This window comes from Streptomyces sp. NPDC086554, assembly GCF_040686095.1.
Lineage (GTDB): Bacteria > Actinomycetota > Actinomycetes > Streptomycetales > Streptomycetaceae > Streptomyces.
The window spans coordinates 87,795-113,413 of the sequence record NZ_JBFBJK010000019.1 but is presented as its reverse complement, the minus strand read 5'-3'; the positions used below and the strand labels follow the sequence as shown (position 1 = coordinate 113,413).

The 25,619-nt window shown below is 69.9% G+C and carries 27 protein-coding genes and 1 pseudogene; 17 read left to right on the top strand and 11 right to left on the bottom strand.

From position 1 onward, the window contains the following. Positions 1 to 97: 97 nt before the first annotated feature. Positions 98 to 1,300 (bottom strand): erythromycin esterase family protein, encoded by a 1,203-nt coding sequence (locus AB0O76_RS28975; protein WP_365496928.1) that lies wholly within the window; start codon positions 1,298 to 1,300, stop codon positions 98 to 100. Between the two features lie 253 nt (positions 1,301 to 1,553). Here AB0O76_RS28975 and AB0O76_RS28970 point away from each other — a divergent pair, with 253 nt between their 5' ends. From AB0O76_RS28970 to AB0O76_RS28945, 6 genes are all read left to right on the top strand, one after another. Continuing rightward, the gene (locus AB0O76_RS28970; protein ID WP_365496926.1) at positions 1,554 to 2,222 is read left to right on the top strand and encodes a haloacid dehalogenase type II; all 669 of its coding nucleotides are present in this window, start codon (positions 1,554 to 1,556) and stop codon (positions 2,220 to 2,222) included. A gap of 41 nt (positions 2,223 to 2,263) precedes the next feature. Continuing rightward, a complete protein-coding gene (locus tag AB0O76_RS28965) occupies positions 2,264 to 2,812 on the top strand; it encodes a YciI family protein (protein ID WP_365496924.1) in 549 nt (182 codons plus the stop codon). Between the two features lie 86 nt (positions 2,813 to 2,898). Continuing rightward, on the top strand, positions 2,899 to 3,555 hold the full coding sequence (locus tag AB0O76_RS28960) for a maleylpyruvate isomerase N-terminal domain-containing protein (protein ID WP_365496922.1): 657 nt from the start codon (positions 2,899 to 2,901) through the stop codon (positions 3,553 to 3,555). A gap of 33 nt (positions 3,556 to 3,588) precedes the next feature. Beyond that, positions 3,589 to 3,936, top strand: a complete 348-nt coding sequence (locus AB0O76_RS28955) for a VOC family protein (RefSeq protein WP_365496920.1) — start codon at positions 3,589 to 3,591, stop codon at positions 3,934 to 3,936. A gap of 99 nt (positions 3,937 to 4,035) precedes the next feature. Continuing rightward, positions 4,036 to 4,653: a TOPRIM nucleotidyl transferase/hydrolase domain-containing protein gene (locus AB0O76_RS28950; RefSeq protein ID WP_365496918.1), complete on the top strand. Its 618-nt coding sequence runs from the start codon at positions 4,036 to 4,038 to the stop codon at positions 4,651 to 4,653. A 124-nt stretch (positions 4,654 to 4,777) separates the two neighbouring features. Next, on the top strand, positions 4,778 to 4,903 hold the full coding sequence (locus tag AB0O76_RS28945; RefSeq protein WP_365496916.1) for a hypothetical protein: 126 nt from the start codon (positions 4,778 to 4,780) through the stop codon (positions 4,901 to 4,903). 59 nt (positions 4,904 to 4,962) lie between these two features. On the opposite strand, the gene AB0O76_RS28940 is transcribed toward AB0O76_RS28945, so the two are convergent. Then, complete coding sequence (locus AB0O76_RS28940; protein WP_365497116.1) at positions 4,963 to 5,301, bottom strand: hypothetical protein; 339 nt, start codon at positions 5,299 to 5,301, stop codon at positions 4,963 to 4,965. A 331-nt stretch (positions 5,302 to 5,632) separates the two neighbouring features. Between AB0O76_RS28940 and AB0O76_RS28935 the strand changes: the two genes are divergently transcribed. The 4 genes from AB0O76_RS28935 (at position 5,633) to AB0O76_RS28920 (ending at position 7,864) form a co-directional block, all read left to right on the top strand. Further along, the gene (locus AB0O76_RS28935) at positions 5,633 to 6,250 is read left to right on the top strand and encodes an RNA polymerase sigma factor (protein WP_365496914.1); all 618 of its coding nucleotides are present in this window, start codon (positions 5,633 to 5,635) and stop codon (positions 6,248 to 6,250) included. Next, positions 6,247 to 6,912 carry a hypothetical protein gene (locus AB0O76_RS28930; RefSeq protein ID WP_365496912.1) on the top strand — a complete coding sequence of 222 codons (666 nt, stop codon included), beginning with the start codon at positions 6,247 to 6,249 and terminating at the stop codon, positions 6,910 to 6,912. The genes AB0O76_RS28935 and AB0O76_RS28930 overlap by 4 nt, the downstream gene beginning before the upstream one ends. 95 nt (positions 6,913 to 7,007) lie before the next feature. Next, positions 7,008 to 7,409, top strand: a complete 402-nt coding sequence (locus AB0O76_RS28925) for a hypothetical protein (protein WP_365496910.1) — start codon at positions 7,008 to 7,010, stop codon at positions 7,407 to 7,409. 41 nt (positions 7,410 to 7,450) lie between these two features. Further along, a complete protein-coding gene (locus tag AB0O76_RS28920; protein WP_365496908.1) occupies positions 7,451 to 7,864 on the top strand; it encodes a hypothetical protein in 414 nt (137 codons plus the stop codon). 59 nt (positions 7,865 to 7,923) lie between these two features. Here the strand turns inward: AB0O76_RS28920 and AB0O76_RS28915 are convergent, their stop codons facing one another. Beyond that, positions 7,924 to 8,205, bottom strand: a complete 282-nt coding sequence (locus tag AB0O76_RS28915; RefSeq protein WP_365496906.1) for a hypothetical protein — start codon at positions 8,203 to 8,205, stop codon at positions 7,924 to 7,926. 281 nt (positions 8,206 to 8,486) lie between these two features. Here AB0O76_RS28915 and AB0O76_RS28910 point away from each other — a divergent pair, with 281 nt between their 5' ends. Next, a complete protein-coding gene (locus AB0O76_RS28910) occupies positions 8,487 to 9,995 on the top strand; it encodes a carotenoid oxygenase family protein (protein ID WP_365496904.1) in 1,509 nt (502 codons plus the stop codon). 16 nt (positions 9,996 to 10,011) lie between these two features. On the opposite strand, the gene AB0O76_RS28905 is transcribed toward AB0O76_RS28910, so the two are convergent. Beyond that, positions 10,012 to 10,668, bottom strand: a complete 657-nt coding sequence (locus AB0O76_RS28905) for a hypothetical protein (protein ID WP_365496902.1) — start codon at positions 10,666 to 10,668, stop codon at positions 10,012 to 10,014. 253 nt (positions 10,669 to 10,921) lie between these two features. On the opposite strand from AB0O76_RS28905, the gene AB0O76_RS28900 reads away from it, so the two are divergent. Beyond that, positions 10,922 to 11,383 (top strand): GNAT family N-acetyltransferase, encoded by a 462-nt coding sequence (locus AB0O76_RS28900; protein WP_365497114.1) that lies wholly within the window; start codon positions 10,922 to 10,924, stop codon positions 11,381 to 11,383. Between the two features lie 57 nt (positions 11,384 to 11,440). Here AB0O76_RS28900 and AB0O76_RS28895 read toward each other — a convergent pair whose 3' ends face one another. Beyond that, the gene (locus AB0O76_RS28895) at positions 11,441 to 12,064 is read right to left on the bottom strand and encodes a GNAT family N-acetyltransferase (RefSeq protein ID WP_365496900.1); all 624 of its coding nucleotides are present in this window, start codon (positions 12,062 to 12,064) and stop codon (positions 11,441 to 11,443) included. A gap of 98 nt (positions 12,065 to 12,162) precedes the next feature. After that, positions 12,163 to 13,626: a tetratricopeptide repeat protein gene (locus tag AB0O76_RS28890; protein WP_365496898.1), complete on the bottom strand. Its 1,464-nt coding sequence runs from the start codon at positions 13,624 to 13,626 to the stop codon at positions 12,163 to 12,165. A 247-nt stretch (positions 13,627 to 13,873) separates the two neighbouring features. Between AB0O76_RS28890 and AB0O76_RS28885 the strand changes: the two genes are divergently transcribed. Next, on the top strand, positions 13,874 to 15,214 hold the full coding sequence (locus AB0O76_RS28885; RefSeq protein WP_365496896.1) for a M64 family metallopeptidase: 1,341 nt from the start codon (positions 13,874 to 13,876) through the stop codon (positions 15,212 to 15,214). A 40-nt stretch (positions 15,215 to 15,254) separates the two neighbouring features. Here the strand turns inward: AB0O76_RS28885 and AB0O76_RS28880 are convergent, their stop codons facing one another. Further along, positions 15,255 to 16,673 (bottom strand): short-chain fatty acyl-CoA regulator family protein, encoded by a 1,419-nt coding sequence (locus AB0O76_RS28880; RefSeq protein ID WP_365496894.1) that lies wholly within the window; start codon positions 16,671 to 16,673, stop codon positions 15,255 to 15,257. A 304-nt stretch (positions 16,674 to 16,977) separates the two neighbouring features. On the opposite strand from AB0O76_RS28880, the gene aceA reads away from it, so the two are divergent. From aceA to AB0O76_RS28865, 3 genes are read left to right on the top strand one after another with little or no spacing between them, the layout of a single operon-like run. Then, a complete protein-coding gene (aceA, locus tag AB0O76_RS28875) occupies positions 16,978 to 18,264 on the top strand; it encodes an isocitrate lyase (RefSeq protein ID WP_365496892.1) in 1,287 nt (428 codons plus the stop codon). Between the two features lie 60 nt (positions 18,265 to 18,324). Continuing rightward, positions 18,325 to 19,917: a malate synthase A gene (gene aceB / locus AB0O76_RS28870; protein ID WP_365496890.1), complete on the top strand. Its 1,593-nt coding sequence runs from the start codon at positions 18,325 to 18,327 to the stop codon at positions 19,915 to 19,917. Then, a complete protein-coding gene (locus AB0O76_RS28865; RefSeq protein WP_365496888.1) occupies positions 19,914 to 20,783 on the top strand; it encodes a 3-hydroxybutyryl-CoA dehydrogenase in 870 nt (289 codons plus the stop codon). The genes aceB and AB0O76_RS28865 overlap by 4 nt, the downstream gene beginning before the upstream one ends. Positions 20,784 to 20,882: 99 nt before the next feature. On the opposite strand, the gene AB0O76_RS28860 is transcribed toward AB0O76_RS28865, so the two are convergent. Beyond that, positions 20,883 to 21,179, bottom strand: a complete 297-nt coding sequence (locus AB0O76_RS28860; RefSeq protein ID WP_365496886.1) for a hypothetical protein — start codon at positions 21,177 to 21,179, stop codon at positions 20,883 to 20,885. A gap of 204 nt (positions 21,180 to 21,383) precedes the next feature. On the opposite strand from AB0O76_RS28860, the gene AB0O76_RS28855 reads away from it, so the two are divergent. Next, entirely contained in the window at positions 21,384 to 22,160 is a 777-nt protein-coding gene (locus AB0O76_RS28855) for an SDR family oxidoreductase (protein ID WP_365496884.1), read from the top strand. 5 nt (positions 22,161 to 22,165) lie between these two features. On the opposite strand, the gene AB0O76_RS28850 is transcribed toward AB0O76_RS28855, so the two are convergent. The 3 genes and pseudogenes from AB0O76_RS28850 to AB0O76_RS28840 form a co-directional block, all read right to left on the bottom strand. After that, positions 22,166 to 23,062, bottom strand: a complete 897-nt coding sequence (locus AB0O76_RS28850; RefSeq protein WP_365496882.1) for a LysR family transcriptional regulator — start codon at positions 23,060 to 23,062, stop codon at positions 22,166 to 22,168. Positions 23,063 to 23,194: 132 nt separating this feature from the next. Next, the gene (locus AB0O76_RS28845; protein ID WP_365496880.1) at positions 23,195 to 23,554 is read right to left on the bottom strand and encodes a hypothetical protein; all 360 of its coding nucleotides are present in this window, start codon (positions 23,552 to 23,554) and stop codon (positions 23,195 to 23,197) included. An 83-nt stretch (positions 23,555 to 23,637) separates the two neighbouring features. Continuing rightward, positions 23,638 to 25,587: pseudogene (locus AB0O76_RS28840) on the bottom strand (collagenase); the annotation flags it as partial. Between the last annotated feature and the right edge of the window lie 32 nt (positions 25,588 to 25,619).

Here is a 25,619-nt window from a genome sequence, read left to right as displayed (position 1 = left end):
GGCTAACCGTTCGCTCGTCCGCGCGCCTTCCGCGCGTCCCTCTGCCAACGCCTTCCCACCCGTCGAAGTTCCATGGCCGCGCACGACCGGGGGAAACCTATATCTGTGCGACGTCCTTCACGAACACGATCCCCTCGCTGTCCCCCAGCTGGGCCGGGTCGAGCGGGGCATAGCCGAACCAGGGGGATACGCGGGGCGCGGGCCGCGTGGCGCCGAGGGTGGCGGCAAGCCGAGGGGCGTCGATGACGCAGGGGTCGTCCGGGAGCGCGTACAGGAGGCCTTCGACGGTGTCCGGCGGCGGCGTGTCCACTCCCTGGTGCCGGATCGTGCCGAGGGCCGTCGCCACGAAGGCGTACGCCTCGCCGAGCTGGGCGCTCACCAACGCGCCGGCGCTCCACCACTCCAGCGGCATCCCGCCCATCCGCATCGAGCTCTTCGCCCTCTGGAGATGGGAGTTGTGGGCGTGGACGAGTGCCGGGCCCCGGGCGGCGAGGGCGAGGAGGTTCTGGGCCATCATCTGGTCCCGCAGGCCCACAAGACGGGTCAAGCGGGCCGGTGAGGTGTCGGCCATCCAGTGGTGGTAGCGCAGCAGGCCGGTCGCGGTGCGCCCGTACAAGCACGCACGGTCCCAGTCGTCCCGCGAGGTCGCAGCGAGCAGGTGCGGCGTCTGCGCTTCGAGCAGCGCCACCAGATCGTCGGCGAGCAGCCTCAACTCCCCCGCCTCGGCCGACTGCCCCACGGACTTGGCCGGGTCCATCATCGCGGCGGGATCGGTCCACCGGTCGTCCGCGCCGAGCAGGCGGTCGAGTGCTTCCGCGGTGCAGGGGAGCAGGTCCGCGTCCACCTGGTCCGCGAGGTAGCCGTGGAGTGCGGTGAGGGCCTGCCGGGGGCTCGCCGCGCCGGTGATCTCCAGCGGGCCGTCGACACCGGCGAAGCGGAGCCGCTCGGACGCGGGCAGGCCGTCGTTGTACGCGCGCATCCGGCGCACGAGCTCGCGGTTGGCCGCGGAGGCGCCCCAGCCGTGGCTGAATCCGTGCTCCATGACCTCGTCGAGGGTGCCGGTGCCCGTGGTGACGTAGTCGTCCACGACCAGGCCCATCATGCAGTCGCTCTCGATCGCGATCGTCCGGTAGCCCTCCTGCTCGACGAGTTGCCGGAAGATCTCGTTGCGCAGGTCGAGCAGAGTGTCCTCGCCGTGGGTCGGCTCGCCAAGGGCAAGCAGCCGGGGCCGGGTCGGGAGCAGTTTCATGACGGCTGTGGCTTCGACGGCATGGGCGATGTCTTTGATGTCAGTAGCCATGCCTTCAACGCTATCGTTGAACCTCTTGTTGAAACTTTTCTGCTATTTCGACAGCGCCATGGGACGAAACCTTCAAATCGGGGAGCAGCCCAGGCCGATCGGCCTGGGGGCCGCCGAGCTGCAGGCGTCCCTCCGCGAGCGCGAATGAGATCCCGGGAATCACCCGTCGGTCAGGTCAGTTGATCCTTGAGCGGCCCTGATTCGGCACGCTGCAGCGGCTGTTGGCAGAGGCACCTTCGGCAAGGAGAGTTCGTTGAGCAGTCTTGACCCTCGGTTCATCACCTTCGACATGTACGGAACTCTGACGGACTTCGCCATCGGGTCCGCCGCCCGCGAAGTGATCAAGGACGTAGTGCCGCCCGAGACGCTGGATGCCTTTCTCCACCGGTTCAGCTGCTATCAACTCGATGAAGTGATGGGCGATTGGCGGCCGTACGACGAGGTCGTTTCTCGAGCCTTCGAGCGGGCGTGCCGGAGTACTGGCGTCGAGTTCCAGCCGAGCGATCCCGCCAAGATTTTCGCGGCGATCCCGGAGTGGGGGCCGCACCCCGACGTCCCGGGGCCCCTCGCGAAGCTCGCCGAGCATTTCCCTCTCGTCATCATCTCCAACGCCGCGGACAGGCACGCCGATCAGAACGTCGCGAAGCTCGGCGCATCGTTCCACGCGGTGTACACGGCGGAGATGGCGCAGGCCTACAAGCCGAGGCTGCGTGCGTTTGAGTTCATGTACGAGCAGTTGGGCTGTCGGCCGGAGGAGACGATGCATGTGTCGTCCAGCCCGCGTTACGACCTGCAGTCGGCGACAGACCTTGGCGTGAAGAACACGGTGTATCTCAACAGAGGGAGCGAGCCGTCAGCGCCCTTCTACCACGCATACGAAGTCACATCCCTCGCCGGGGTCGTAGATCTACTGGGCATCTGAATTCCCCCGCGCCGCCCCTGTCGTGGGGAGAGACTGTGGGGATGGAGTTCTTCTGTTACCACCGTGATCGGCCCGGCTCCGGGGAGTTGCGCACGAAGTTGTCGGAAGACCACTGGACCTATATGGACTCGTACGAGAAGCAACTGATCGCTCGCGGCCCGACGTTCGCCGACGACGGGGCCACCCCCACCGGCAGCGTGCACATCGTCGACCTGCCGGATCCCGCTGCCGCCCGCGCGTTCGCCTTCGACGAGCCCAACTACCAGGCCGGCGCGTACCGGGACGTGCTGCTGCGCCGGTGGCGCAATCTGCTGGGGCGCACCATGTGGGACTTCCCCGGTGGCCGGACCGGCGGCAACCGGTACCTGGTGCTCGGCCTCGGCGCGGGGGCGGGCGCCGACGTCGCCGTGCCGCCCGACCGGGACGAGTTGATCGCGTACGGGCCGCTGCTGTCCGACGACGCCGCCACATGGGTGGGGACGGCGGCGCTGGTCCGCGCCCCGGACCCGGACACGGCACGCGCCGTCCTGAGCCAGGACCGCTACGCCGCCGTCGAGGTCCACGCCTGGGAGTTCGGCGGGCGGCGCTGACGAAGGGGAGCGGGTCCGCCGCCACGGGACCCGCCGCACGGCGAATCCGCTTGTCCGCTCTCGCGGCACCGCACTACCGTGCCGATGTGGATCTCTTCTCAAGCTCGTGGACGGCTCTGCGGACGGCTGTCGCCGACCTCTCGGACACGGACTTCGCCCGGCCGTCCGGCTGTTCGGGCTGGCTCGTGCGGGACCTGGTGTGCCATCTGGTCATCGACGCCCAGGACGTACTGATCACCCTGGTGACCCCCGCCGAAGGTGAACCGACCCGTGACGCGGTGACCTACTGGGAGGTCGCCGACACGCCGCCGACCGGCGACGACCCGCTCGACGCGCTGATCGTCCGTCTTGCCGCCGCGTACGGGGAGCCGTGGCTGCTCAAGTTCCACCTCGACGACGTCGGCTCCGCCGCCGGCCGCGCCGCCGAACTCGCCGACCCGGCCTTGCGGGTCGCCACCCAGGACGTGGTCCTGACCGCGGGCGACTACTTGGCCGCGTACGTCCTGGAGTGGACGCTGCACCACCTCGACCTGGTCGCGCACCTCCCGGACGTGGCGGGGCCGCCCGCGGAGGGGCTCGCCCGGTGCCGCGAGATGATCGAGCAGATCGCCGGTGCCGCGTTCCCCGCGTCGTTCTCCGACCAGGACACACTCCTTGTCGGCACCGGACGGCGGGCCCCGAGCGCAGCGGAGAAGGCCGAACTGGGCGCGCTGGCCGCGAAACTCCCGCTCGTCCTCGGGTGATCGCCCCTCATCGTCACGTGACAGGAGACGCAGATGTCCATCCGCCGGGTCATGCCCGACATCCGATCAGAGGCCCTGAAGGAGAGCAGGGACTTCTACGGCCTCCTGGGGTTCGAGGAGGTCATGAACCTGGGCTGGGTCATGACGCTCGCATCCCCTGACAACCCAACGGCGCAGGTCACCTTCATGGCGCGCGACAGGACCGCGCCGGTCGTGCCCGACATGAGCGTCGAGGTGGACGACGTGGACGCGGCCTACGCTGCGATGCGTGCGAGCGGCGCTGAGATCGTGCACCCGTTGCAGGACGAGGAGTGGGGCGTGCGGCGCTTCTTCGTCCGCGACCCCAATGGCCGGGTGGTCAATGTGCTGGGCCACCGCTGACCAGCCTCTGCCGGGACAGGCAGTCCACTGCTCGCCGCTGATCGACTCGTCGGCGGAAATTCCCTACCGTGCCGGCCGGAAAGGACGGAGACTCCTCTCATGGCTGACATGGGGTTGTTCCAGGAGGCGGTCGCCGCGTGGGCGGCCGGTGGCCCCGGCGACCCCGCACGTGAGGTGGCCGAGCGGCTGTCCGTCCGGGCCGTCGTCCTGCTCGAAGGACCCAGCGATGCCGCGGCGGTCAGCGCGCTGGCCGCGCGCCGCGACCGCGACCTGGCCGCCGAAGGGGTCTGCGTCCTGTCGATGGGCGGCGCGATGAGCATCGCGCGCTTCGCCCACGTCCTTGGGCCGCCCGGCCTGGGTCTGCGCCTCACGGGCCTGTGCGACGAGGCGGAGCGTGGCTACTACACCCGCGGCCTTGAGCGGGCCCGTGCGGCACAGGACGAGTTCTTCGTCTGCTCGGCGGATCTGGAGGACGAACTCATCCGCGCCCTCGGCGTGACACGGGTGAAGGAACTCGTCCGGGCGGAGGGCGACTTGCGCGCCCTGGAGACCTTCCTGCGCCAGCCCGCCCAGCAGGGCCGCACCGCGGAGAAGCAATTGCGGCGCTTCCTCGGCACCAAGAAGGGGCGCAAGATCCACTACGGCCGCGTACTCGTCGAGGCCCTCGACCCCGACCGCGTACCCGCACCGCTGGACGACCTGCTCACCGCCCTCTGACGACTTCGCTTCGCCTCCCGGGCGCGACCCGGCAACCGCCCTCCTTCGCCGTCTATCCGCCCCCGGCCGACCCTTCAGGCAGGGCGGGGCGCGCGGCCGGGCCGGGGACCGGTGGAATCCCGCCGTGGCCGTTGACTGCTTGCGCCGCCTGGTGCAGGGTCTGTGCGGCTACCACGCGGGATTCCGCCAGGACGTCACCGAGTTCCCGTACGAGGTTCTCGTAGACCGGCAAATGATCGGTTCCTGCTGAGGTGGGTGTCACAGGGCTGCCTCTTCTCGATTTCTGTCGTACTTGAGATCTGAATGCCGTCACGCCCGGCTGAGGCGCACAGCGATCCCATGACCCACCAGGAGATAAATGACGGCCGGCAGGCCGTAATTGAGGAGAACCCGAAGCCCCTCTGTGTCCATGGTGAAAACATCCTGCGACCACCAGGCCAGCAAGTCAGCCGTTCCGTGCACGAATTCGACGAAGACGTTGGCCTCGTTGGCTCCGAGCAGGTGGAGCAGGACCCACAGGCCGAGGAGAACGGCGGCGATGTCGGCGATGGTGTGGACGGCGAGGGCCGTCCGCCGAGCCGCGCTCGGGTTCCGCTCCAGGCGCTGTGGAGGCTGCGGAGGTTGGCCGTAACCATGGGGGCCTGGCATCGGGTCGAAGTTGCTCACGGGTGTCCAATCTGACGCGTCACTTTGCGGGACACGCACCGGCATCGCGCGGGCCCTTGTACATCTGCGCCGCAAGGCCGCCGTCGCGTTACACAGGCAGCGGAATATCCCAAATATGGCCAGGTATTCCGCAACTTGCCCAAATGAAGGAGCGTGGGAATTCCCTTGCCGGCAGATGGCCGACCCTGGTGTGCATATTGTGTGTGGCAATAGTGGCCCATCAAGTCGACGCACTTCACGCCCAGTTCACCTTCCGGGTGAACTGACGACCCACCAGATTGAGCGGCACGAAGCGGGGTAGCCTCCCGCGGCTATGCGCAAAGACCAGACCGATGGCGCGAAGTCCGACAGGGCAACGTTCGATGACGTCTTCTGCGGCCTGCTGCCCAGGCTCTATCGCAGAGCCGTGATGTTCTCCGGATCCCGGCAACTCGCCGAGGACGCCGTGCACGAGGCGTATCTCAAGCTCGCCACCCGCCCCGAACGGCTGCTCGCCCACCCCGAGCCCTACGCCTACGCGTTCTCGGCGCTGATGAGCGCCGTGCGGGACGCGTACCGCCGAGAAAAGCGGCAGGTGCTCATCGAGGACGTCGAGACGCACACCGGGGTGCGGACGCTCGAGAGCGGCGGCGCACACGGGGGCGCCTTCGTCGATGCAGCCTGGGACGGCGGTCTTGAGCGGCGGCAGGGCGAGTGGGAGGCGATGCGGCTGCTGAGCAGGCTCTCGCCGCGACAGGCCGGCGTCGTCATCCTCGTCGACCTCGACGGCTACACCATCGACCAGGCCGCGAAGATCATGAAGGTGCACCGGGGTACGGCGGCCCGACACCGCGCCCGTGCACTCGACAGCCTGCGCGGCATGCTGGTCGAAGCGCACGATCCGCAGACATCGCAGCCCGGGCGGCGACCCGAGGACGGGAGGGCGTCATGAACTCAACTCCGGGCCCCCCGGGGCAGCTTCCTCCGGACGGCACCGAGGGCACCGGCTCCGCCGATGACGCCGCGGTCGCCGTGCTGCGCGAGCGGTTGCGCGCGGCCGACGAGGCGATCGAGGTACCCCACGGGCTGTGGGACCGCATCCAGGCCGACTCCCCCACCGGGCGCCACCGGCACCGTCCGTACCGCATCGCCGTACTCGGCAAGCCGGGTGGGCACCGTCCGCGCCTGACCTTCGTCGTCGCGGCGGCGCTGGTCGGCGCGATCGCCCTGGGGACGTGGTGGCTGGTGCGCCCCGGCGGGCAGGACAGGCCGACACCGCCCTCAGGAACGCGGGGCGTGACGATAACGGTGCACAACGCGGAGTCGGCCTGCCGTGAACTGCGCACTCTGGAGTGCGCGTTGCGGGTCGCGAAGGATCCGTACGAGCGGTACGCCGCGCCCGGCAACCGCGCGGCCCGCGTCTGGCACGGGGACCGCCTGGAAGCAAGGTGCGTCGTCACCGACGGCACGCTCGTCCAGGACGAGAAAGGCATCACGTCCACCCGGTGGTACCTGGTGCGCACCGCGCTCGGCGCGGAGGGCTGGCTCCCCGGTGTGCGGACACGCAACAGCGTGGAGGTGCCGGACTGCGCGCGAGGCAGCGACAGCCACTGACTCCATGTGACACAGGTCACAGCACCGGCTGTCATACGGGAAGCGGTCGCGCTCCGTGTAGCGCATGAGAGAACGCACTACACGGGGAGAACGACATGAGCGTACGTACCTTTCTGACCAGGTCCGCGGCGGCCGTTGCGCTGACCGCGGGCAGCCTGGCCGTGACGGCGGGTACGGCATCCGCCGCCGAGGCGGCGCCGAAGGCCGATGCGGCTGCTGCCTTCACCGTCTGGGCGACCGACGTGAACGTCCGCGACAACCCGCAGTCGCCCGCGACCTGCGACGGCTTCCCCTCGCCGGGGAACTGCCCTGTCGTGTCCGGCAAGTTGCAGCCTGGGCAGCAGTTCGAGGCCAAGTGCCAGCGCAAGGGCGAGACGGTGAGCGGCAACGACTGGTGGGTCTTCATCGAGCGGGGCGACTCGCGTGGCTGGATCGCCAGCTACTTCGTCGACACGCCCTCCGACCAGCTGCCCGGCGTGCCGGTCTGCGGCGCCTGACAGCGACAGAACCGAACCGACCAACCAACGGGGAGACAGACATGAGGATTCTGAGGAGCACGGGTCGGACCGTGGCACTGGCGGCGGCCGTCGGCGCGCTGGCGCTGGCCGCACCGGTGACGGCGTCGGCGTCGGCGTCGGCACAGAGCGCACCGGCCGCCGCCGTGGAGCCCGCGGCGGAGCAGCAGGCCCAGGCGGGCAAGGAGGTCCAGGTGTGGGCCAGCAATGTGCGCCTGCACGTCGAACCGCTCGTCAACTCGCCCTCGCCGACGACCTTCGGCCCCGGCAAGCTGATCGACTTCTGCCAGCGGCAGGGTGACTTCGTCTCCGAGCCGGGCCAGGGTTCGAGCACCTGGTGGTCGTACGTGGAGCTGCCCGGCGGCAGCGACGGCCTGTGGATCAGCAATGTCTACCTGGTCGGCGGGGAGAAGATCGAAGGCGTGCCCGACTGCTGACCGCCTTCCCCGCCACGTGGCCTCCCGCTGCCGCCCAGGGCAGCGGGAGGCCACGCCGTTCAGCGGGTCACGGCGAACAGGAGCAGGACGATGAGCAGCGCCAGGGCTCCGAGGGTGGCACCGATGAGCGAAGGGCCGAAGTTCGTCGCGAGACCCCGCTCGTTCTTCCACACCCCCAACGCGCCCAGGACCAGGGCCAGGAGCCCGAGGGGCGCGGCGACGAAGTCACCGAGTACGGGGATGAAGGAGCCCACGAGGGCGACGATGCCCAAGGGGAGGGCAATGTCGCCCAGGCGGTTGCCGGGTGCGCCCCCGCGGGGTTCGTCGTCCTTGTGCGACATGCGTCCTCTCACGCTGGAATCCGGTACCGAAAACCGCAGGACCATCAGACGTCCTGCGCGGCCCCGTGTCCAGCACGCTGTTCACACGCGTGGTGAGTTCGCCCCGCCAGGCCCCTCATGCGTGGCGCCGCGATGCGGATCGGGGTGGCATCAGCACCACCCCCGCCTCGGGTCCCAGACCTCCTGTCTCGAAATCCCCATCGGCGCAGGCTTGTTCCCGTATCCAGCGGACGGTCCGGAGCGGCTCCACCGGACCCCGACTCGACGAACGGGGAGAGACGATGACCAGTCATACGCGGCGGAGGATTCTCCAAGGTGCGGCGCTCGCGGCGGCGGGCAGTGTGGTCGGCGGGTACGGGCTCGGCCACGGCGCCGCGGCGGCGCAGGCTGCCACGCCCGGCGCTGCGGGCGGCGGCAAGAAGTCGCTGCCCTTCCTGGAGGGCGCGTTCGCCCCGGTCACCGAGGAGTTGACCGCCTTCGACCTGCCGGTGACCGGCCGTGCGCCGCGCGACCTGGACGGCCGCTTCCTGCGCACGGGCCCGAACGCGCTGGGCCTGGAGGACCCGCGGGCGCACCACTGGATGCTGGGCGACGGCATGGTGCACGGGGTACGGCTGCGCGGCGGACGCGCCGAGTGGTATCGCAACCGGTGGGTGCGCTCCTCGCAGGTGGCGAAGAAGCTGGGCGAGGCGTACCCCGGCCAGGTGCCGCCGGACGACTTCGCGTGCAACACGCATGTGATCCCGTACAAGGGGCGGATCCTGGCGCTCCAGGAGGGCGGGCCGCTGCCGTACGAGCTGGACGGCGACCTTGGCACCGTGCGCCCGTACGACTTCCGCTCCACGCTGCGGGGCGCGTTCACCGCGCACACCAAGTACGACGCGGCGGCGGACGAACTGCACGCGGTGGCGTACTACCCGACCTGGGACCACGTACGGCACATCATGATCGACCGGACCGGGCGGGTGGCGCGGACCACCAAGATCCCGGTGGCGGACGCGCCGATGATGCACGACTTCGCCCTCACCGAGAAATACGTGGTGATCGTGGACGTCCCGATCACATTCGACGCGGCGGCCGCCGAGGCGGGGGCCACGGTGCCCTACATCTGGAACGAGCGACACCCCATGCGCGTGGGGATCCTGCCGCGGGCCGGAGGCACCACCCGCTGGTTCGAGGTCGACCCGGTCTACTTCTCGCACACGCTCAACGCCTACGACGAGGGCGACAAGGTGGTGATCGAGTACACCTCCATGCCCGCCCCGTTCTACGCGGCGGGACGGGGCAGCGGCGGCCCCTCCGCGACCGGCGCGCCCGCGCTCGACCGCTGGACGGTCGACCTGCGCGCCGGCCGGGTCCGCGGCACCCGTATCGACGATCTGCCGCAGGAGTTCCCGCGCGTCAACGAATCCCTGGTCTCCCGCCGGCACCGCTTCGGGTACGCGGCGAGCGCGGCCGAGATGTGGCGCGCGTACGAGACGGTCGACGGGGTGCCGCCGGACGACAAGTTCACCAACTGCCTGGTGAAGCATGACATGTTGCGCGACAGCAGGCAGGTGCACCGCTTCCCGCGGGGCGCGGCGGCGAGCGAGCCGGTGTTCGTGCCGCGCCGGGGCGCGCGGGACGAGGACGACGGCTACATCCTCGCCTACGTGAACGACCCCGACCGCGGCGCGACCGACCTGGTGATCCTCTCGGCCCAGGACTTCACCGGCCACCCGCTGGCCCGCATCCACCTGCCCGGCCGGGTGCCGCTCGGCTTCCACGGCAGCTGGGTGGCGGATCTGTAGTTACGGGAATCTGTAGTTACGGGAAGAGGGATCCGCCCGGCGCACCCGCGCGCGCCATGCCGCCGCCGGTGAACACCGCTGCCGCCACCGTGGCGGCAGCGGTCAGCGCGCCGACCAGCCAGGCACCGCCGACCGGGGCGTTCGTCTGCGGCGGGGCGAATTCTCCGGGCACGGCGTACACCATGAGCCGCTCCCCTGCCTTGGCATCGGCGGGGCACGCCTCCCCCAGCGTGGCGAAGTCCGACTCCCTGAGGGGCCGTTGGAGTTCCGTCCCGTCGGGCCGCTCCAGCGAGCATTCCCACCAGAATCCGGTGACGTTGCCCGTCGGCGCGTTCCGCTCGTGCCTGACGGTCTCCGTGACGACGGTTTCCACCTGCTCGCCCCAGACATCGAGCAAGGCCTGGTCGAGGAACGTCAGCAATCCCACGGCCAGCAGGCACTCCGCAATGGCCGCCGCCCCGAAGTGCCAAGGCCCGAGACGGACGAAGCACACGCTGATCAGCGCGAACCCCACGGCGATGAACAACAGCCCCGCGACGGCGGTCACCGCCGCCGGGTGGGGCCACCACCAGGGAACGAGCACCACCGCGAGCACGGCAAGACCGCACATCAGCACCGAAGCGGCGACCCCCATCAGCGCACCGGCCGCCCAAAGCCGCACTCTCCCGCTCACCGACACCTCCCCGATGTCCCGTGCGTCTTCCCTTGATAGATTCGGTCGACGCGCGAACGACGCGACTGCCCCTGCGACAAGGGAGGTTGATGAATATGGCCCGCCAGACGCTTCATCAGCATGCCCTTGTCCGGGTCGCGCAAGAGTAGTCGGCGACCCGGTCGTCTGAACCGACCAGGAGTATCGCGTGTCTTCTTCTTTCTCATCTCCCTTCTCGTCGATCGGTACGGATCTGACCACTGACCGCCTCGTGATGCGGCCCTGGTCCACCGACGAAGTCACCGCCGTCCTCGACGACAGCCGCATGGCGCACTGGGCCGAGGACTTCCCCGCCGACGAAGGTCGTGTCATCGCCGGTTTCATCGTGGACCGGCCTGACGCGCTGGGCCCGTACGGGCAACGGCAGATCATCGAGCGGGCGAGCGGCCTGGTGATCGGCGCGATCGGGCTGTTCTGGCCGCCGAGTGACGGCGCTCTGGAGATCGGATACGGCATCGTCGTCTCACGGCGCGGCCGAGGCTACGCTCCCGAGGCCACCCGGGCCCTCATCGCGTACGCCCTGAACTTGCCGGACGTCCACACGGTGTACGCCGATGTGGAACTGTCCAACCCGGCCTCGGTGCGCGTGCTCGAGAAGTCCGGGCTGCGGCGCTGGAGCGAGGACGCGACCACGGCCCGCTTCCGTACGACGGCATCGGAGCCGTCCCAGCGGTAATCCCACGGGGATCGGCAGTGGAGTGTTCGCCGCTGCCGATCCCCAGGCCGGCCACCGTCAGGGCCGGTAGACGCACTCCGCCAGCGTCGCGTGCTTCTTCCAGCCCAGCGTCTCGTACAGCGCACGCCCGGCGTCGGTCGCGCCGAGAATGCCGAGGTGTGCGCCCTCGTCAAGGGCGCGGTCGGCGAGCGCCCGCATCACGAAGTGCCCGAGGCCGCGCCGCCGATGGGCCTCCTCGGTCACCACCCGGTCGGCGACCGCGGCCTCTCCCAGGACCGCCATCTGCCCCGTGGCCGCCTGCTCGCCCGCCTCGTCCAGCACGCGTACGCGGAGGACGGCGCCGCTGGTCTCCACGGTCGCCGTGTATCCCTCGGGCGCTGTCGGGGCCGTGGCCATCAGGTCCACGGCCATCAGATGTCCGGTCTCCTCCCAGGCGACCAGCCAGCCCTGGGGCAGCCAGGCCTCGATCTCCTTCGGCCGTGCGGGCATCTTCATCCAGGTCCGCGGCACGGTCACCGAGGCAGCGGCGCTGCGGACCAGCGACTCGTCGGCCTCGGGCAGGACATGGCGGCCCACTTCGTCGGGGTTGTCGGCGACCTCGATGTGCAGCCCCCAGGGCCGCTCGGTCGGCGGGGGTGTCCGCCGTGACACGGCCCAGCCCTCCGCCCAGGTCCTGACCATGTCCGCAACCATCGCAAGCCCTCCCGAATCCGCGGCCGCCTCAACAACGACTTCAACAGCCAAGTAATAGCTGCCTAATGGGAGTGCATATTACGCCCTCACATCAGCGGCGGTGCGGGCGCGGGCCCCAGCGTCGTCGTGCCCGGGGTGGCCCGGTGGGCGAGGCCGGTGCGGTAGGCGTCCAGGGCGGCCTCCGTCCGTCCTGTCCGGCGGAGCAGATCGCCGAGGAGGCAGCACAGCCCGGCCAAGTCCCCTGCCACACCTGCCCGTTCGAGCAGGGGCAGCGCGGCGCGGTAGTGCTCCTCGGCCGCCTCCGTGTCTCCGCACTCCTCCGCGATGAGGCCGAGCAGCCGGTGCGCGGCGCCCACGTGCACCACGCCGCGCCCTGCTCTCAGGGCCCGCGCCTCCGGGATCTCCTTGGTCGCCTTGGTCGCCGTGTTCGCAGCGTTCCCCGTGTTCCCTGCGTTCTCCGCGGCTTCCGCAAGCTCCGTGCCGACGGCCAGCAGTGGCCTCAGCAGCGCCTCGGCCTCCCGGACCTTGCCGCGCCGACGCAGCACGTCGGCGAGTTCCACCTCGACCTGTTCGGCGAAGAGCGCGGCCCGCTTGGCGGTGAGCATGTCGTAAGCGGTGCGCAGTTCGTTCTCGGCGCGCTCCAGGTCGCCGTCCTGGGCGTGCACATAGCCGCGCATCCAGTGGCAGTGGGCGAGTTCGGTGCGGATGTGCAGCTGCCGGTAGAGATCCTGGGCCTTGGCCAGCGATGCGTCGGCCTCGGCGATACGGCCCTGGGCGATGAGCGTACGGGCCACACCGCGGTGCATCCCGGCAAGCAGGGCGGGATCGTCGACGCGCGACGCGAGCGCGATCGCCAGCTCGGCGGCGTGCGCGGCGCGCTCGTGTGCGCCCATGTCCATGTACGGGGCGATGGACGCCGTGTAGAGGAGCAGCAACGCATCCGGGTCCTGCAGCCCGGAGGCGTTGAGTTGATCGAGCGCGGTCTCCAACAGGTAGCAGGCGTAACGGAGTTCACCGGTCAGGCGGTGGGCGTTGGCGCGGCCGCGGATGGCGGGGACGCGGCGGGGCAGCGGCTCGTCGGCGAGCAGCCGCTCCACCGAGGCGAAGCACTCGTGTGCGTCGTCGAGTTCGCCGGACTCCAGGAGGCAGTCGCCGAGGCCGAGGAGCGCGGTGGCCTGCTCCCCCGGGAGCTCGTGTTCCACGGCTTCGGCGCACAGGGCCCGGAAGAGGGGGGCGGCGTCCTCGGGGGCTCCGGTGGCCAGCGCGCGCCGCGCGTCGGTCAGGCGCAGCCGCAGCTCGGCGGCGAGGCGGGCGGGGCGCCCCGTAACGAGCTCCTCGGGCGTGACGCCGAGCCGCTCGGCCAAGTGCCGCAGCGCCGCCTCGGAGGGCCTCACCTTGCCCGACTCCAGCGTGGAGACGTAGGCGGGCGTGTACGCGGGTTCGGCCAACTGCCGCTGGGTGAGCCCGAGTTCTGTACGAAGCCGCAGGACGCGACGCCCGATCACCGCGGGCTCGTCGAGCCGAACGCCCCCGGATCCGCTGTCCGACATCTCTCCGCCTCCAGGTCCGAGCCAAGTCCATGCGGGCCTGGAGCGAAAGAACTTGGGAGTACGTGGCGCGAACTCACCACCCCTACGTGGCGTGAACTATCCACTCCCACAGTCACCTTGTGCCCCAGGCATTGCCTTGCTTCCCCACGACCCCTACATTGAACCGCGCCTTAAGCTCCCTTAACCCCCCACTTATATCGCGGACTTGCCGACCCCGACGTCCGCGCGAACTCTCGGGAGATCTTCCATGCGCAGACACGCATCCCGCATATCCCGCAAGCGTCTCACCGTGGCCACCGGTGTGGCCCTGGCGGCGGCGCTGGCCGTCACCGCGCCGGTCGCGGCGGATCAGGGCGGGGACGACACCGCCCCCGCCGCCCGCTCCGGCGAGGCCCGCTCCGCCGGCGACGTCGAGGTCGAGTACTTCACCGGCCCCGGCGGTCACCCCCGCCACACGGACGTCGCCGCCTCCGCCCCGCTCACCAGGAAGGAGCAGGCCACGATCAAGGACGACGGCGACGTCGTGCCGATCGTGGAGGCCGGACCGAGCGACGCCAAGGTCGATGTCGTCTTCATCGGCGACGGCTACACCGCCGCCCAGCAGGAGGACTTCCACACCGACGTGCGCACGAAGTGGAAGGAGATGGCCGCCGTCGAGCCGTACGCCGAGTACCAGGACCTGTTCAACGTCTGGGCCGTCGACGCCCATTCGCAGGATTCCGGCGTCTCGGGCGACCCGACGAGCGACGTCCGCAAGAACACCGCCCTGAGCTCCGCGTTCTTCTGCGACGGCATCGAGCGGCTGCTGTGCGTCGACACCAACAAGGTCGAGGCGTACGCGAGCAAGGCCGCCGACCCGGACCTCGTGATCGTGCTCGGCAACTCCACCAAGTACGGCGGCGCCGGCTACAACGACATCACATCGCCGTCCGGCTACGACGGCATCGGCACCGCCTCCTCCGACCACCCCGACTCCGACCAGGTCGCCGTCCACGAGACCGGCCACTCCTTCGGCAAGCTCGCCGACGAGTACTGGTACGACGACAGCACCTACACCGGCCCCGAGCCTGGCGAGTCCAACCTCACCAAGCTCAGCGCCGACGAGATGGCCGCGCAGAAGGCGAAGTGGCATCAGTGGCTCGGCCAGGAGTCACCTGACGGCGGCACCGTCGGCGCGTACGAGGGCGGCGGCTACCACGGCCACGGCCTCAACCGCCCCACCGAGGACTCGATCATGCGCACCCTGGGCCGCGAGTTCAATCTGCCCGGACGCGAGGCGATGATCGCGGGATTCCATCAGCACGCCCCGGTCCTCACCGCCGTCACACCCACCGACCGAAAGGTGCGCGGCAGGGAGCGTCTGCGCGTCGAGGCGTCATCCCACGCACAGTTGCGCTGGTACGTCGACGGCCGCGAGGCACGGCAGGCCCGGGACGCGAGCAGTGTGACCCCCAGCCGCCTCGGGGTCCCCGCCGACGGCCGCCCGCACACCGTTACGGCACGCGCCACGGACCCGACGGACGCCGTCCGCGACCCGAAGCTCCGCAAGTCCCTTACGGGCTCGCTCAGTTGGCAGGTCACACGCTGACACCAAGTCGGCCACCGGGCACTCAACGGCCGCGACCGCGTCAGTCGTCGCCCGTCCCCTTCCCCGACACGGGGTAGGGGACGAACGTGCTGCTGTTCTCGTCGATCGCCAGGCGGCGGTCCAGGGGTGGTACGGCCCGTTGGGGGCAGTCGGTGCGTTCGCAGAGGCGGCAGCCCATGCCGATGGGGACGGCGGAGGAGGCGTTGTCCAGGTCGAGGCCGTCGGAGTAGACGAGCCGTGCGGCATGGCGGATCTCGCAGCCCAGGCCGATCGCGAAGGTCTTGCCCGGCTCGCCCCAGCCGCCGCGGTGCCGGGTGACCGCGCGGGCTGTCCACAGGTAGCGCTGCCCGTCCGGCATGGAGGCGACCTGGACATGGATGCGGCCGGGCGCGGCGAACGCCTCGTACACGTTCCACAGCGGGCAGGTGCCGCCCGCGCGCGAGAAGTGGAACGCGGTGGCGGACTGACGCTTCGACATGTTGCCCGCGCGGTCGACCCGGACGAAGGAGAAGGGCACGCCGCGAAGCCGGGGCCGCTGCAGGGTGCTCAGGCGGTGGCAGATCGTTTCATAGCCGAGCCCGAAGTGGTCGGTCAGCCGCTCGATGTCGTAGCGGAACTCCTCCGCGGCCGCGTGGAAGCGGCGGTAGGGCAGGATCAGCGCGGCGGCAAGGTAGTTGGCGATGCCGATGCGGGCCAACGGCCAGGCGGCGGTCTCCGGGCCGAAGTCTTCCGAGGCCAGGGCGGACACCTCGTCCGCGTACTCGAGCAGCGCGAGCTGGGTGGCCATCCGGAACGCCTGCTGGCCGGGACGCAGTCGGCTGGAGAGGTGGAGGACCCGGGTCTTCGGGTCGTAGTGGTGCAGGAGTTGGCCGGAGTCCGCGGCCAGGCGCACCCCGTGGCGCTCCGCCAGGCGCGCGGACAGTACGCTCACGACCTCGCCGGGGCGTACACCGATCTCGGCGGCGAACTGCTCGGCGGCGAGGTCGATGTCGTTCAGGTAGTTCTGGCGCCGGTAGAAGAACTCGCGGATCTCCTCGTGCGCTGAGCGAGGCTGTGCCGCTGTTCCGGGACCCCGGCCCTCCGCGGCTTCGGAGAGCTGCTCGGTGAGGTGCTGATTCCGCCGGCCGAGGTCCACAAGGAGCGTGGCCACGGCGGGCAGCCGCGATGCCAGGTCCGAGAGGTCCGAGGCGGAAACGCGGCCTGCCGAGACCTCGCCGGTGAGGGCGTCCCGCAGATCGGCCACAAGACGGCTGGTGTCACGTTCGGAGAAGAATCCCGGGTCGACGCCGAACGCCTCCGTGAGGCGCAGCAGCACCGGCACGGTCAACGGCCGTGAGTCGTGCTCCATCTGGTTCAGATAGCTCGGCGAGATGGCCAGGGACCGGGCGAGGTCGGCCTGGCTCATGCGCCGCTCCTCGCGCAGCCGTCGCAGCCGCGCCCCCGCGTACGTCTTGCTCACCCCTGTGCTCCTGTTCCGGTCACGTGTACTCCTGATCCGTTCGCGATCGTCGGCACTGCTCGCGATGGTAGCCACGAGAACGGGCCCAGTGGCATTAACAGAGTTGGCAAAAGCGCGGGGAAAGATGCGCAGAAGTTGGCAGCCGTCCACGCTTGTTGGCACTGAGTGCCGCTGCCAGAGTCGTACTGCGGCCCGCCGACGTTGCTCCGATTACTCACCCACGGATTCCACGGGCCGCACCCCATATTTGCAAGGCACTTCGTGCCAGGCATTGGCATGGTTCACGATTATCCGGGAGACGGTCATGGCACAGGCAGGGACGACGACGGCGACGGCCGAGGAGCTGGCGCAGCGGTGGGCGACCGAGGCCCGCTGGAAGGGGATCGAGCGCACCTATACCGCCGAGGACGTGGTCAAGCTTTCCGGCAGCGTCCGTGAGGAGCACACCCTGGCCCGGCGCGGGGCCGAGCGGCTGTGGCGCCAGCTGCACGACCGGGACTACGTGCACGCGCTGGGCGCGCTGACCGGCGGGCAGGCGGTGCAGCAGGTGAAGGCCGGGCTGCAGGCCGTCTACCTGTCGGGCTGGCAGGTGGCGGCCGATGCCAACCAGGCCGGGCACACCTACCCCGACCAGTCGCTCTACCCGGCCAACTCCGTTCCCCAGGTGGTCCGTCGGATCAACAACGCGCTGCTGCGCGCCGACCAGATCGCCACCTCCGAGGGCGACTCCTCGGTGGACTGGCTGGCCCCGATCGTGGCCGACGCGGAGGCCGGCTTCGGCGGCCCGCTGAACGCCTTCGAGCTGACCAAGGCGATGATCGAGGCAGGCGCGGCAGGTATCCACTACGAGGACCAGCTGGCCTCGGAGAAGAAGTGCGGCCACCTGGGCGGCAAGGTCCTGGTGCCGACCGCCCAGCACGTGCGCACCCTCAACGCGGCCCGCCTGGCCGCGGACATCGCCGACGTCCCCACACTGATCGTGGCCCGCACGGACGCGCTCGCCGCGAACCTGCTGACCAGCGATGTCGACGAGCGCGACGCCCGGTTCGTGACCGGCGAACGCACCGCCGAGGGCTTCTACCGCGTACAGAACGGCATGGGATCAGCGATCGCCCGCGGCCTGGCCTACGCCCCCTACGCCGACCTGCTGTGGATGGAGACCGGCACCCCCGACCTGGGCCAGGCACGGGAGTTCGCCGAGGCGATCCACGCCCAGTACCCCGACCAGATGCTGGCCTACAACTGCTCGCCGTCCTTCAACTGGAAGGCGGCCCTGGACGACGACCAGATCGCCAAGTTCCAGCGGGAGCTGGGCGCGATGGGCTACCGCTTCCAGTTCATCACGCTGGCCGGTTTCCACTCCCTCAACCACGGCATGTTCGACCTGGCCCGCGGCTACGCCGAGTCGGGCATGACCGCCTATGTCGACCTCCAGGAGCGGGAGTTCGCCTCCCAGGAGCACGGGTTCACGGCGGTCAAGCACCAACGCGAAGTCGGCACCGGCTACTTCGACCTGGTCTCCACCGCCGTCAACCCCGCCTCATCGACGACCGCCCTCGCCGGCTCCACCGAAGAAGAGCAGTTCCACTAGGCCACCGTCGGGCCCCGGCAGCGGGGCCCTATTCGACCATCGCTCCCTGAGGAGACCCGCATGTCCATCGCCGCTCCGACCAGCCGTGCTGAGGTCCTCCCGGTACCGGGACACCGGCACGACGAGATCCTCACTCCCGAGGCCCTGGATTTCGTGGGCCGTCTCGTCGACGCCTTCGCGGACCGCCGCCTCGACCTCCTCAAGGAGCGGACGCGGGTGGCGGCCAGGCTCGCCTCCGGCTCCCCGCTCGACTTCTCCATCGCCACGGCCCGCGTACGCGCGGACGACTCCTGGCAGGTGGCACCGCCGGCTCCCGGCCTGACCGACCGCCGGGTGGAGATCACCGGGCCGCCGGAGCGCAGGATCGCGGTCAACGCCCTCAACTCCGGTGCGCAGGTGTGGATGGCGGACTTCGAGGACGCCACCGCGCCCACCTGGGACAACATCATCGGCGGTCAGCTGAACCTGCTGGACGCCATCGAGCGCAGGATCGACTTCAGGACGCCGGAGGGCAAGGAGTACCGGCTCGGCGAGCAGGTCGCGACCATCGTCGTACGCCCTCGGGGCTGGCATCTGACGGAGGAGCACCTGGAGTTCGGCGGCCGCCCGACGCCCGCTTCCCTCGTCGACTTCGGCCTCTACTTCTTCCACTGTGCCCAGCGGCAGATCGACGCCGGACACGGTCCTTACTTCTATCTGCCGAAGCTGGAGAGCCGGGACGAGGCACGGCTGTGGAACGACGTGTTCATCCTCGCCCAGGACCTCCTCGGCATTCCCCGCGGCACGATCCGGGCCACCGTCCTGATCGAGACCATCACGGCGGCCGTCCAGATGGAGGAGATTCTCTACGAGCTCCGCGAGCACAGCTCCGGCCTCAACGCGGGCCGCTGGGACTATCTCTTCAGCCTCATCAAGACCTTCGGGCACCGCACCGACTTCCTCCTGCCCGACCGGGCGAAGGTCACCATGACCGCCCCCTTCATGCGCGCCTACACCGAACTCCTGGTGCGCACCTGCCACAAGCGGGGCGCGCACGCCATCGGCGGCATGTCCGCCCACGTACCCGGCAAGGACCCGGATGCCCGCCGGGCGACCCTGGCCACGGTGCGGCTCGACAAGGAACGTGAGGCCGAGGACGGCTTCGACGGCTCCTGGGTCGCCCACCCCGCGCTCGTGCCCGTCTGCCGCGAGGTGTTCGACGGGGTGCTCGGCACCCGCCCGCATCAGATCGACCGCACCCGCAACGATGTCGAGGTGACGGCGGCACAGTTGCTGTCCGTGCGCCGCGTCAGTGGGCCACCCACACCGGAAGGCGTACGCCTCAACATCGCGGTCGCCCTGCGCTACTTCGCGGCATGGCTGAACGGACGGGGGGCGGTCGCCCTGGACGGGCTGATGGAGGACGCCGCCACGGCCGAGATCGCCCGGGTGCAGATCTGGCAGTGGCTGCGCCACCGGGTCGTCGACCGCGCGACGGTCGTGGAGCTGCTGGAGGCCGAACTCGCCGCACTGGGCGCGGAGTACCCGTGGGCCCCTGTCGGAGCAGTCCGTGGCATCTTCGAACGGACCGCTCTGGCAAGGGAGTTGCCCGCCTTCTTCACCGTTGACGCCTACACCCGCCACCTCACTCACCGCCCGGAGGGACAGTCATGAGCACAGCCATCCGACGGGTCGGGGTCGTGGGCGCGGGCCAGATGGGCGCCGGGATCGCCGAGGTGTGCGCCCGCGCCGGCCTGGACACCGTGGTCTGCGAGGCCGACGCGGTGGCGGCCCGCGCCGCGCGCGAGCGAGTGGCCGTCTCACTCGAACGCGCCGTCCAACGTGGCAAGTTGGACCGCTTGAGCGCCGAGGACGCCCTGGCCCGGATGGTCTTCTCCGGCAGCCTCGATGATCTGGCGGACCGTCAGCTCGTCATCGAGGCCGTCGTCGAGGACGCCTCGGCGAAGACGGAGATCTTCGCCGCCCTGGACAAGGTCGTCGAGGCCCCGGAGGCGATCCTCGCCACCAACACCTCCTCCATCCCGGTCATGCGCCTGGGCATGGCCACCGGGCGCGCCGACCGTGTCGTCGGGCTGCACTTCTTCAACCCGGTCCCCGTTCTGCCCCTGGTCGAGGTGGTCTCCTCACTGCACACATCAGCTCAAACAGTGGCGGCGGTACGGGACTTCGCCACGCACACCCTGGGCAAGACGGTCGTCCGATCCCAGGACAGAGCGGGCTTCGTCGTCAACGCGCTCCTCGTCCCCTACCTCCTCTCTGCGATCCGGATGACGGAGTCCGGCTTCGCGACGGCCGCCGACGTGGACGCGGGCATGGAGCTGGGCTGCGCGCACCCGATGGGCCCGCTGAAACTGGCGGACCTGATCGGCCTGGACACGCTTGCCGCCATCGCGGCGTCTCTGTACGAAGAGTTCAAGGAACCCCTGTACGCACCGCCGCCGCTGCTCCAGCGGATGGTGGAGGCGGGGCTGCTCGGCCGCAAGAGCGGCCGCGGGTTCCACACCTACGACCGGGGCTGAGGGGCCCGGGTCTCCGCCGCCGGGCCGAGGGGCCTGCGGCTGCGGTGAGCGGGGCGCGGAACGGAGTGGTGATCCGTTCCGCGCCTTCCGCGTCCATGGCTACCACTGCCAGGGCGTGCCAATTTGGATGTCAGCCCTCGGGATTTCGGCGGTGGTAAAGCCGTCGTCAGCGATCGAGACTTTGACAGTTTGGGAGCTGTCGCTGCAAACCTGGCCGAGGAGACCTCCGAGGAGACCTCCGAGGAGGTCACAGAGGATGTTGTTGGTGGGGGTGGCGGCAGGAGCGACGGTGGTGGTGATTTTCGGGGGTCCTTCGGCATGGGCCGCACCTGCCGCGCCGAGAGAGGTGATGGCCAGGACGCCGGAGATGAAAGCGGCTTTGAGTGGGATGTTCATGGCATCCAGCCTCTGCCCGCCCCTATCCCTGCGACAGTGGGATGCCGCCAGTGGAGTGAAGATCCGTTCCGCGTGCCATAGGTATTCCCTATGGCGCCTGCTGAGATTTCGTCTTTGCCTCTCATTCTTTCCCGTACGTACCGTGATTCAGCTCGATCCTTCTTCTGTCGAGCGGGCAATTACGCAATCGAGAGGACCGGTGGCATGACCACGATCGAGAACGGATCGGGAACGCGAGAACTCGCGGGAAAGCGCGCCCTGGTCACGGGTGGTTCTCGCGGAATCGGCGCGGCCGTCGTGCGCCAACTCCTGGACGCGGGCGCCGAGGTGCTCACGACCGCCAGGTCGGCGACGAGCACGGTGCCGGAGGGAGCCACCTTCATGGAGGCCGACGCACGGACACGGGCCGGCTCGGAGGCGCTCGCCACGGCGGCGCAGGAGAGGCTCGGCGGGGTGGACATCGTGGTCCACAACGCGGGCGGGGCTCGACCGTACACGGGTGCTTCGGCCATTCCCGACGAGGAGTGGCAGGAGGCGCTGGACCTGAACTACCTGGCGTCGGTACGGCTTGACTCGCTGCTGGTACCGGGGATGCGGGAACGGCGTTCGGGGATGATCGTGCACGTCTCATCGGCCGCGGTCCTCACCCCCGTAGGGCCGTTCCTGCACTACACGGCGGCGAAGGCGGCGCTGGAGAACTACAGCCGGGGGCTGGCCTCGGAGTTGGCTCCGTTCGGAATCCGGGTCAACACCGTGTCTCCCGGGCGAACCGCCACCCCTGGTGGCGAAGAGACACGGGAACAGTGGGCGCACCTGAACGCGACCCCGGGCCAGGTCAACGCCAACGACACCACGCCGCTGGGGCGCGACGGCCGGCCCGACGACATCGCCCACGCGGTGCTGTTCCTGGTCTCCGACCGGACGAGCTGGCTGACCGGGAGCAATCTCATCGTGGACGGCGGCGAATTCCCCAGGGGCTGACGCCGTCAGGAAACCTGCGAGAGGAAAGCGGACTCGGACCATGTCTCCTTACGGAGGAATTCGAGCAGGGCGCTCTCCGCCGGGCCCGCCCCGGGCCGGAGCACGGCGATGACGGGCTGGGAAACGACCGGGAACACCGGGCGAACGAGGTGCTCGTGACCGTGGGGCACCGCGGAGGCCGGGACGAGTGTGACCCCAAGGCCGTGGGCGGCCCAGCGCGCGGCCGTCGCCGTCTGGGAGACGCGGGCGGCCGTGGTCGGGGTCAGATCGTTGTCCCGCAGCACGCTCAGCAGTACGCCGTCGAGCGCGCTGTCGCGGTCGAACCTCACCCACGGCTCGCCCTCCAGTTCGCGCATCTCGACCCGGTCCGCGGCGAGCTGCCGGTGCCCGGCGCCCAACACCACGACGAACTCCTCGTCGCCGAGGTGGTGGGCGTCGGCGGGGGTCCGCTCGCACGCCGCCATCAGGGCGAGGTTCAGCACGCCCCGGCGGCACAGCCGCTCCAGCTCGGCGGAGCTCGGCTCCTCGAAGACGGTGACCTCAAGGCGTGGGAAGCGGCGGCGCAGCGCGGCGAGGGCGCCCGGCAACTGCCGCGTGCCGAAGCCCATCTGCACCGCGACCACCAGCTCGCCCACCAGCTCGTCGGCACCGGCCCGCGCAGTCGCCCTCGCCCGCCGCGACGCGCTCACCGCGACCTCCGCCTCGCGCAGGAACGCGCGGCCGACCACGGTGGGCACGAGGCCGGTCGGCGTACGGGCGAACAGTTCCACGCCGAGTTCCCGCTCCAGGGCGCGGATCTGCTGGGACAGCGACGGCTGAGCGACGTGCAGCAGCTCCGCCGCCGCCGTCACCGAGCCCTCCTCGGCAACGGCAAGGGCGTACTCGTACTGACGAAGGCTCATCGGTTCCTGTCCCCTCCCTGTGGTGGACGCGGTCCATCCCGTTGAAGTCGTTGCAAAAGTCAGCAACTCACGTCGGCCGACGGAGATTCCCGTGGAAGGGGGAACAGAGCGCGGGCAGGGCACACGAGCCGGTCAGCCGGTGCCGTCGCGCGGGGTGATGCGACGGTAGGCGGCGCGGGCGTGCAGGACGCGGCCCGTCGCGGCGCCGAGGAGCGTCGCGGCCAGCAGGCAGGCCATCCATTCGGGGTCGCGGTGCCCGGCCCAGGAGATCTCTCCAGCGGGGGCGGCCGCGAAGATGTTCAGGAGGGCCCAGCACAGCAGAGCCGTTCCGGGCGCCGCGGCGAGACGGCTCCGCACCCCGAGCACGGCGGCGAGCAGCGACAGGGCAGCGAGCGCGAACCCCGTGCGATCGAGCACGCCGAGCAGGTCGAACAGGCTCACCAGGCCAAACGCGCCCGCATACGCCCCAGCCCAGATGAGGGGCGTCGGCACCGCGCACGATTGTTCCCCATGCGCCGGCGGCCGGACACATGTGTGCCCGGCCGCCGCCCCCGTGGGCAGGGATCAGCCGATCAGCAGGAGCCGCCCGCGCAGGCGTCGAGCCAGGTGTACCAGTCCTGGTCGTAGCGCGAGCCGATGTTCTGCTTCAGGTGCGTGCGGGCACTGGCCCAGTCGCCGGTGCGGTAGGAGCCGAGGACGGTGGCCACGTCGTCCGGATGCTTCTCCAGCATGTAGCGGGCGGCCAGGTAGCCCCAGCGGTAGGTGCGGGTGGTGTCGGTGTTCTCGTAGGTGGTGTCGAAGAGTTGGCTGAGGGGGTACGTCTTCTTCCCCGCCTCCTTGATCGCCTCGTCGTACCGCAGCTCGCGGTACGAGTAGGAGACGTACTCGGCGAAGCCCTCGATCCACCAGACCGTCGGGGTCGAGACCCCGGCCTCGAAGTCGCCGTACATGTTGAAGCGACCGTCGAGGTAGTGGGTGTACTCGTGGTTCAGGTTCCAGATCTGGAAGTCGGGCCGCAGCCAGTCCGCTTCGTAGGCGATGAAGCGGGGCAGGTTGCCGTCCGCCGACGGGTCGCCCTCCAGGTACATGCCGCCGTTGTTGGTGTCGATGCCGTAGATCACGCCGGCATAGGTCTGGTACTCGGCGCGGGAGTCGAAGACCACGACCTCGATCCTGGTGTTCTTGTCGTCCTTCACCGGGCCGCTGTCCTTGGCCACTTGGTGGAAGTACGCGTCCTGGCCGTTGAGGCTCTTGCAGGTGTACGAGAAGTTGCTCGCGTCCATGTCCTGGGCGGCGATGCCGATGCTGTCGCTGCACGTGTTCTTGTCCTGGAGGACTGCTGCCTTCAGGCGCTCCTGGAGGTCGCAGACGCCGTAGTACGCGCAGTTGTCCTTGTCGTATCCGTCGGCCATCTCCGCCACGCCGACCCAGAGTCGGGCCGTCCTGCCGGTCATCTCGCTGACGCCGAGCAGGTCCTTCATCAGCGGGCGTGTCTTGTCCCGCAGCCCGGCGTGCTGGACGAACCGGCCCATCTCGCGGCCCGCGTTGGCGGTGAGATAGGACTGTTCACCGCCGAGCAGGTCGAGATGGTCCTTGGCGAAGCGGTGCAGGGTGTCGATGACGCCCGGGTCGTTCTGGACGGCCTGGACGAACTCCGGCACCTGATGTCCGCGCCACAGCACCGTGTACACGTTGTTGACGGCGTTGAGCATCCACCACTTGTCGTTGTACGAGCTGTCGTAGCCCTGCAGCATCCGCTGGACGACATTCAGGTAGCGGGCGTTCTCCCCCGCGCTGTCGATGAGGGTGATCGCCTCCGCGAGGGTCTCGCCGTTGGCGTCCGTCACGTCGTCGGAGTGTTCGGAGGCGAAGAACGCGTCGAGGCCGCCCTGGATCGCGGACTTCAGCTCGGGCCCGTACTCGCCCACATCCGGCTCGTGGTACCAGTGCACGAAGTAGCCGGCCCGCAGGAACAGCACGATCTGCGGCATGCCGGTGGTGCCGTCGCCGGGGTATGCGGCGGAGCCGTTGCGCAGCGCGTTGGCGACGGTGACCATCTGCGCCTCGCGGAACGCGCCGCCCGCGTCCGCGCCGGTGAGGCTGAACAGGGTGTTGATGCAGTCGGTCGTGGACGACGTGATCTGCCGGACCAGCGCGTCCCCGGTCTGGGCGAAGTCGCCCGGCGAACACGCCGGCTTGGCCTTCCCCTTCTTCTTGGCCGCCAGCATCGAGGGCCGCTTGTGCGAGGGGTCTTTCGCCGGGGTGTCGTAGTCCTGCCGCAGCGCGTCCTGGGAGGCGGACAGCGGTGCACGGTCGTCGACCGCGAGCCGCCCGTCCCGCACATGCTCGGCCTCCGCCGCCGCGACGGCAGGCTGCGGTCCGGTTCCCTTGCCGGCCGGCTCCGCATGGGCCGTCCCGCCGCCGAGGGGGCCGGCGCCGATGCCAAGCGCGAGGGCCAGGGCTCCGGCTCCGGCCGCTCGGACGACGCGTGCACGTAACGAGCTTCTTCGATCGTTCCGGCTCATTGCGGTTCTCCTGTGGGGGTTTCGTTGCCTGT

Bases quoted from the DNA above. Each gene is read 5' to 3' on its own strand.
- AB0O76_RS28975 (WP_365496928.1), bottom strand. From the start codon at position 1,300: ATGGCTACTGACATCAAAGACATCGCCCATGCCGTCGAAGCCACAGCC.
- AB0O76_RS28965 (WP_365496924.1), top strand. From the start codon at position 2,264: ATGGAGTTCTTCTGTTACCACCGTGATCGGCCCGGCTCCGGGGAGTTG.
- AB0O76_RS28955 (WP_365496920.1), top strand. From the start codon at position 3,589: ATGTCCATCCGCCGGGTCATGCCCGACATCCGATCAGAGGCCCTGAAG.
- AB0O76_RS28950 (WP_365496918.1), top strand. From the start codon at position 4,036: ATGGCTGACATGGGGTTGTTCCAGGAGGCGGTCGCCGCGTGGGCGGCC.
- AB0O76_RS28940 (WP_365497116.1), bottom strand. From the start codon at position 5,301: ATGCCAGGCCCCCATGGTTACGGCCAACCTCCGCAGCCTCCACAGCGC.
- AB0O76_RS28935 (WP_365496914.1), top strand. From the start codon at position 5,633: ATGCGCAAAGACCAGACCGATGGCGCGAAGTCCGACAGGGCAACGTTC.
- AB0O76_RS28930 (WP_365496912.1), top strand. From the start codon at position 6,247: ATGAACTCAACTCCGGGCCCCCCGGGGCAGCTTCCTCCGGACGGCACC.
- AB0O76_RS28925 (WP_365496910.1), top strand. From the start codon at position 7,008: ATGAGCGTACGTACCTTTCTGACCAGGTCCGCGGCGGCCGTTGCGCTG.
- AB0O76_RS28920 (WP_365496908.1), top strand. From the start codon at position 7,451: ATGAGGATTCTGAGGAGCACGGGTCGGACCGTGGCACTGGCGGCGGCC.
- AB0O76_RS28915 (WP_365496906.1), bottom strand. From the start codon at position 8,205: ATGTCGCACAAGGACGACGAACCCCGCGGGGGCGCACCCGGCAACCGC.
- AB0O76_RS28910 (WP_365496904.1), top strand. From the start codon at position 8,487: ATGACCAGTCATACGCGGCGGAGGATTCTCCAAGGTGCGGCGCTCGCG.
- AB0O76_RS28900 (WP_365497114.1), top strand. From the start codon at position 10,922: ATGCGGCCCTGGTCCACCGACGAAGTCACCGCCGTCCTCGACGACAGC.
- AB0O76_RS28895 (WP_365496900.1), bottom strand. From the start codon at position 12,064: ATGGTCAGGACCTGGGCGGAGGGCTGGGCCGTGTCACGGCGGACACCC.
- AB0O76_RS28890 (WP_365496898.1), bottom strand. From the start codon at position 13,626: ATGTCGGACAGCGGATCCGGGGGCGTTCGGCTCGACGAGCCCGCGGTG.
- AB0O76_RS28885 (WP_365496896.1), top strand. From the start codon at position 13,874: ATGCGCAGACACGCATCCCGCATATCCCGCAAGCGTCTCACCGTGGCC.
- aceA (WP_365496892.1), top strand. From the start codon at position 16,978: ATGGCACAGGCAGGGACGACGACGGCGACGGCCGAGGAGCTGGCGCAG.
- aceB (WP_365496890.1), top strand. From the start codon at position 18,325: ATGTCCATCGCCGCTCCGACCAGCCGTGCTGAGGTCCTCCCGGTACCG.
- AB0O76_RS28865 (WP_365496888.1), top strand. From the start codon at position 19,914: ATGAGCACAGCCATCCGACGGGTCGGGGTCGTGGGCGCGGGCCAGATG.
- AB0O76_RS28860 (WP_365496886.1), bottom strand. From the start codon at position 21,179: ATGAACATCCCACTCAAAGCCGCTTTCATCTCCGGCGTCCTGGCCATC.
- AB0O76_RS28855 (WP_365496884.1), top strand. From the start codon at position 21,384: ATGACCACGATCGAGAACGGATCGGGAACGCGAGAACTCGCGGGAAAG.
- AB0O76_RS28850 (WP_365496882.1), bottom strand. From the start codon at position 23,062: ATGAGCCTTCGTCAGTACGAGTACGCCCTTGCCGTTGCCGAGGAGGGC.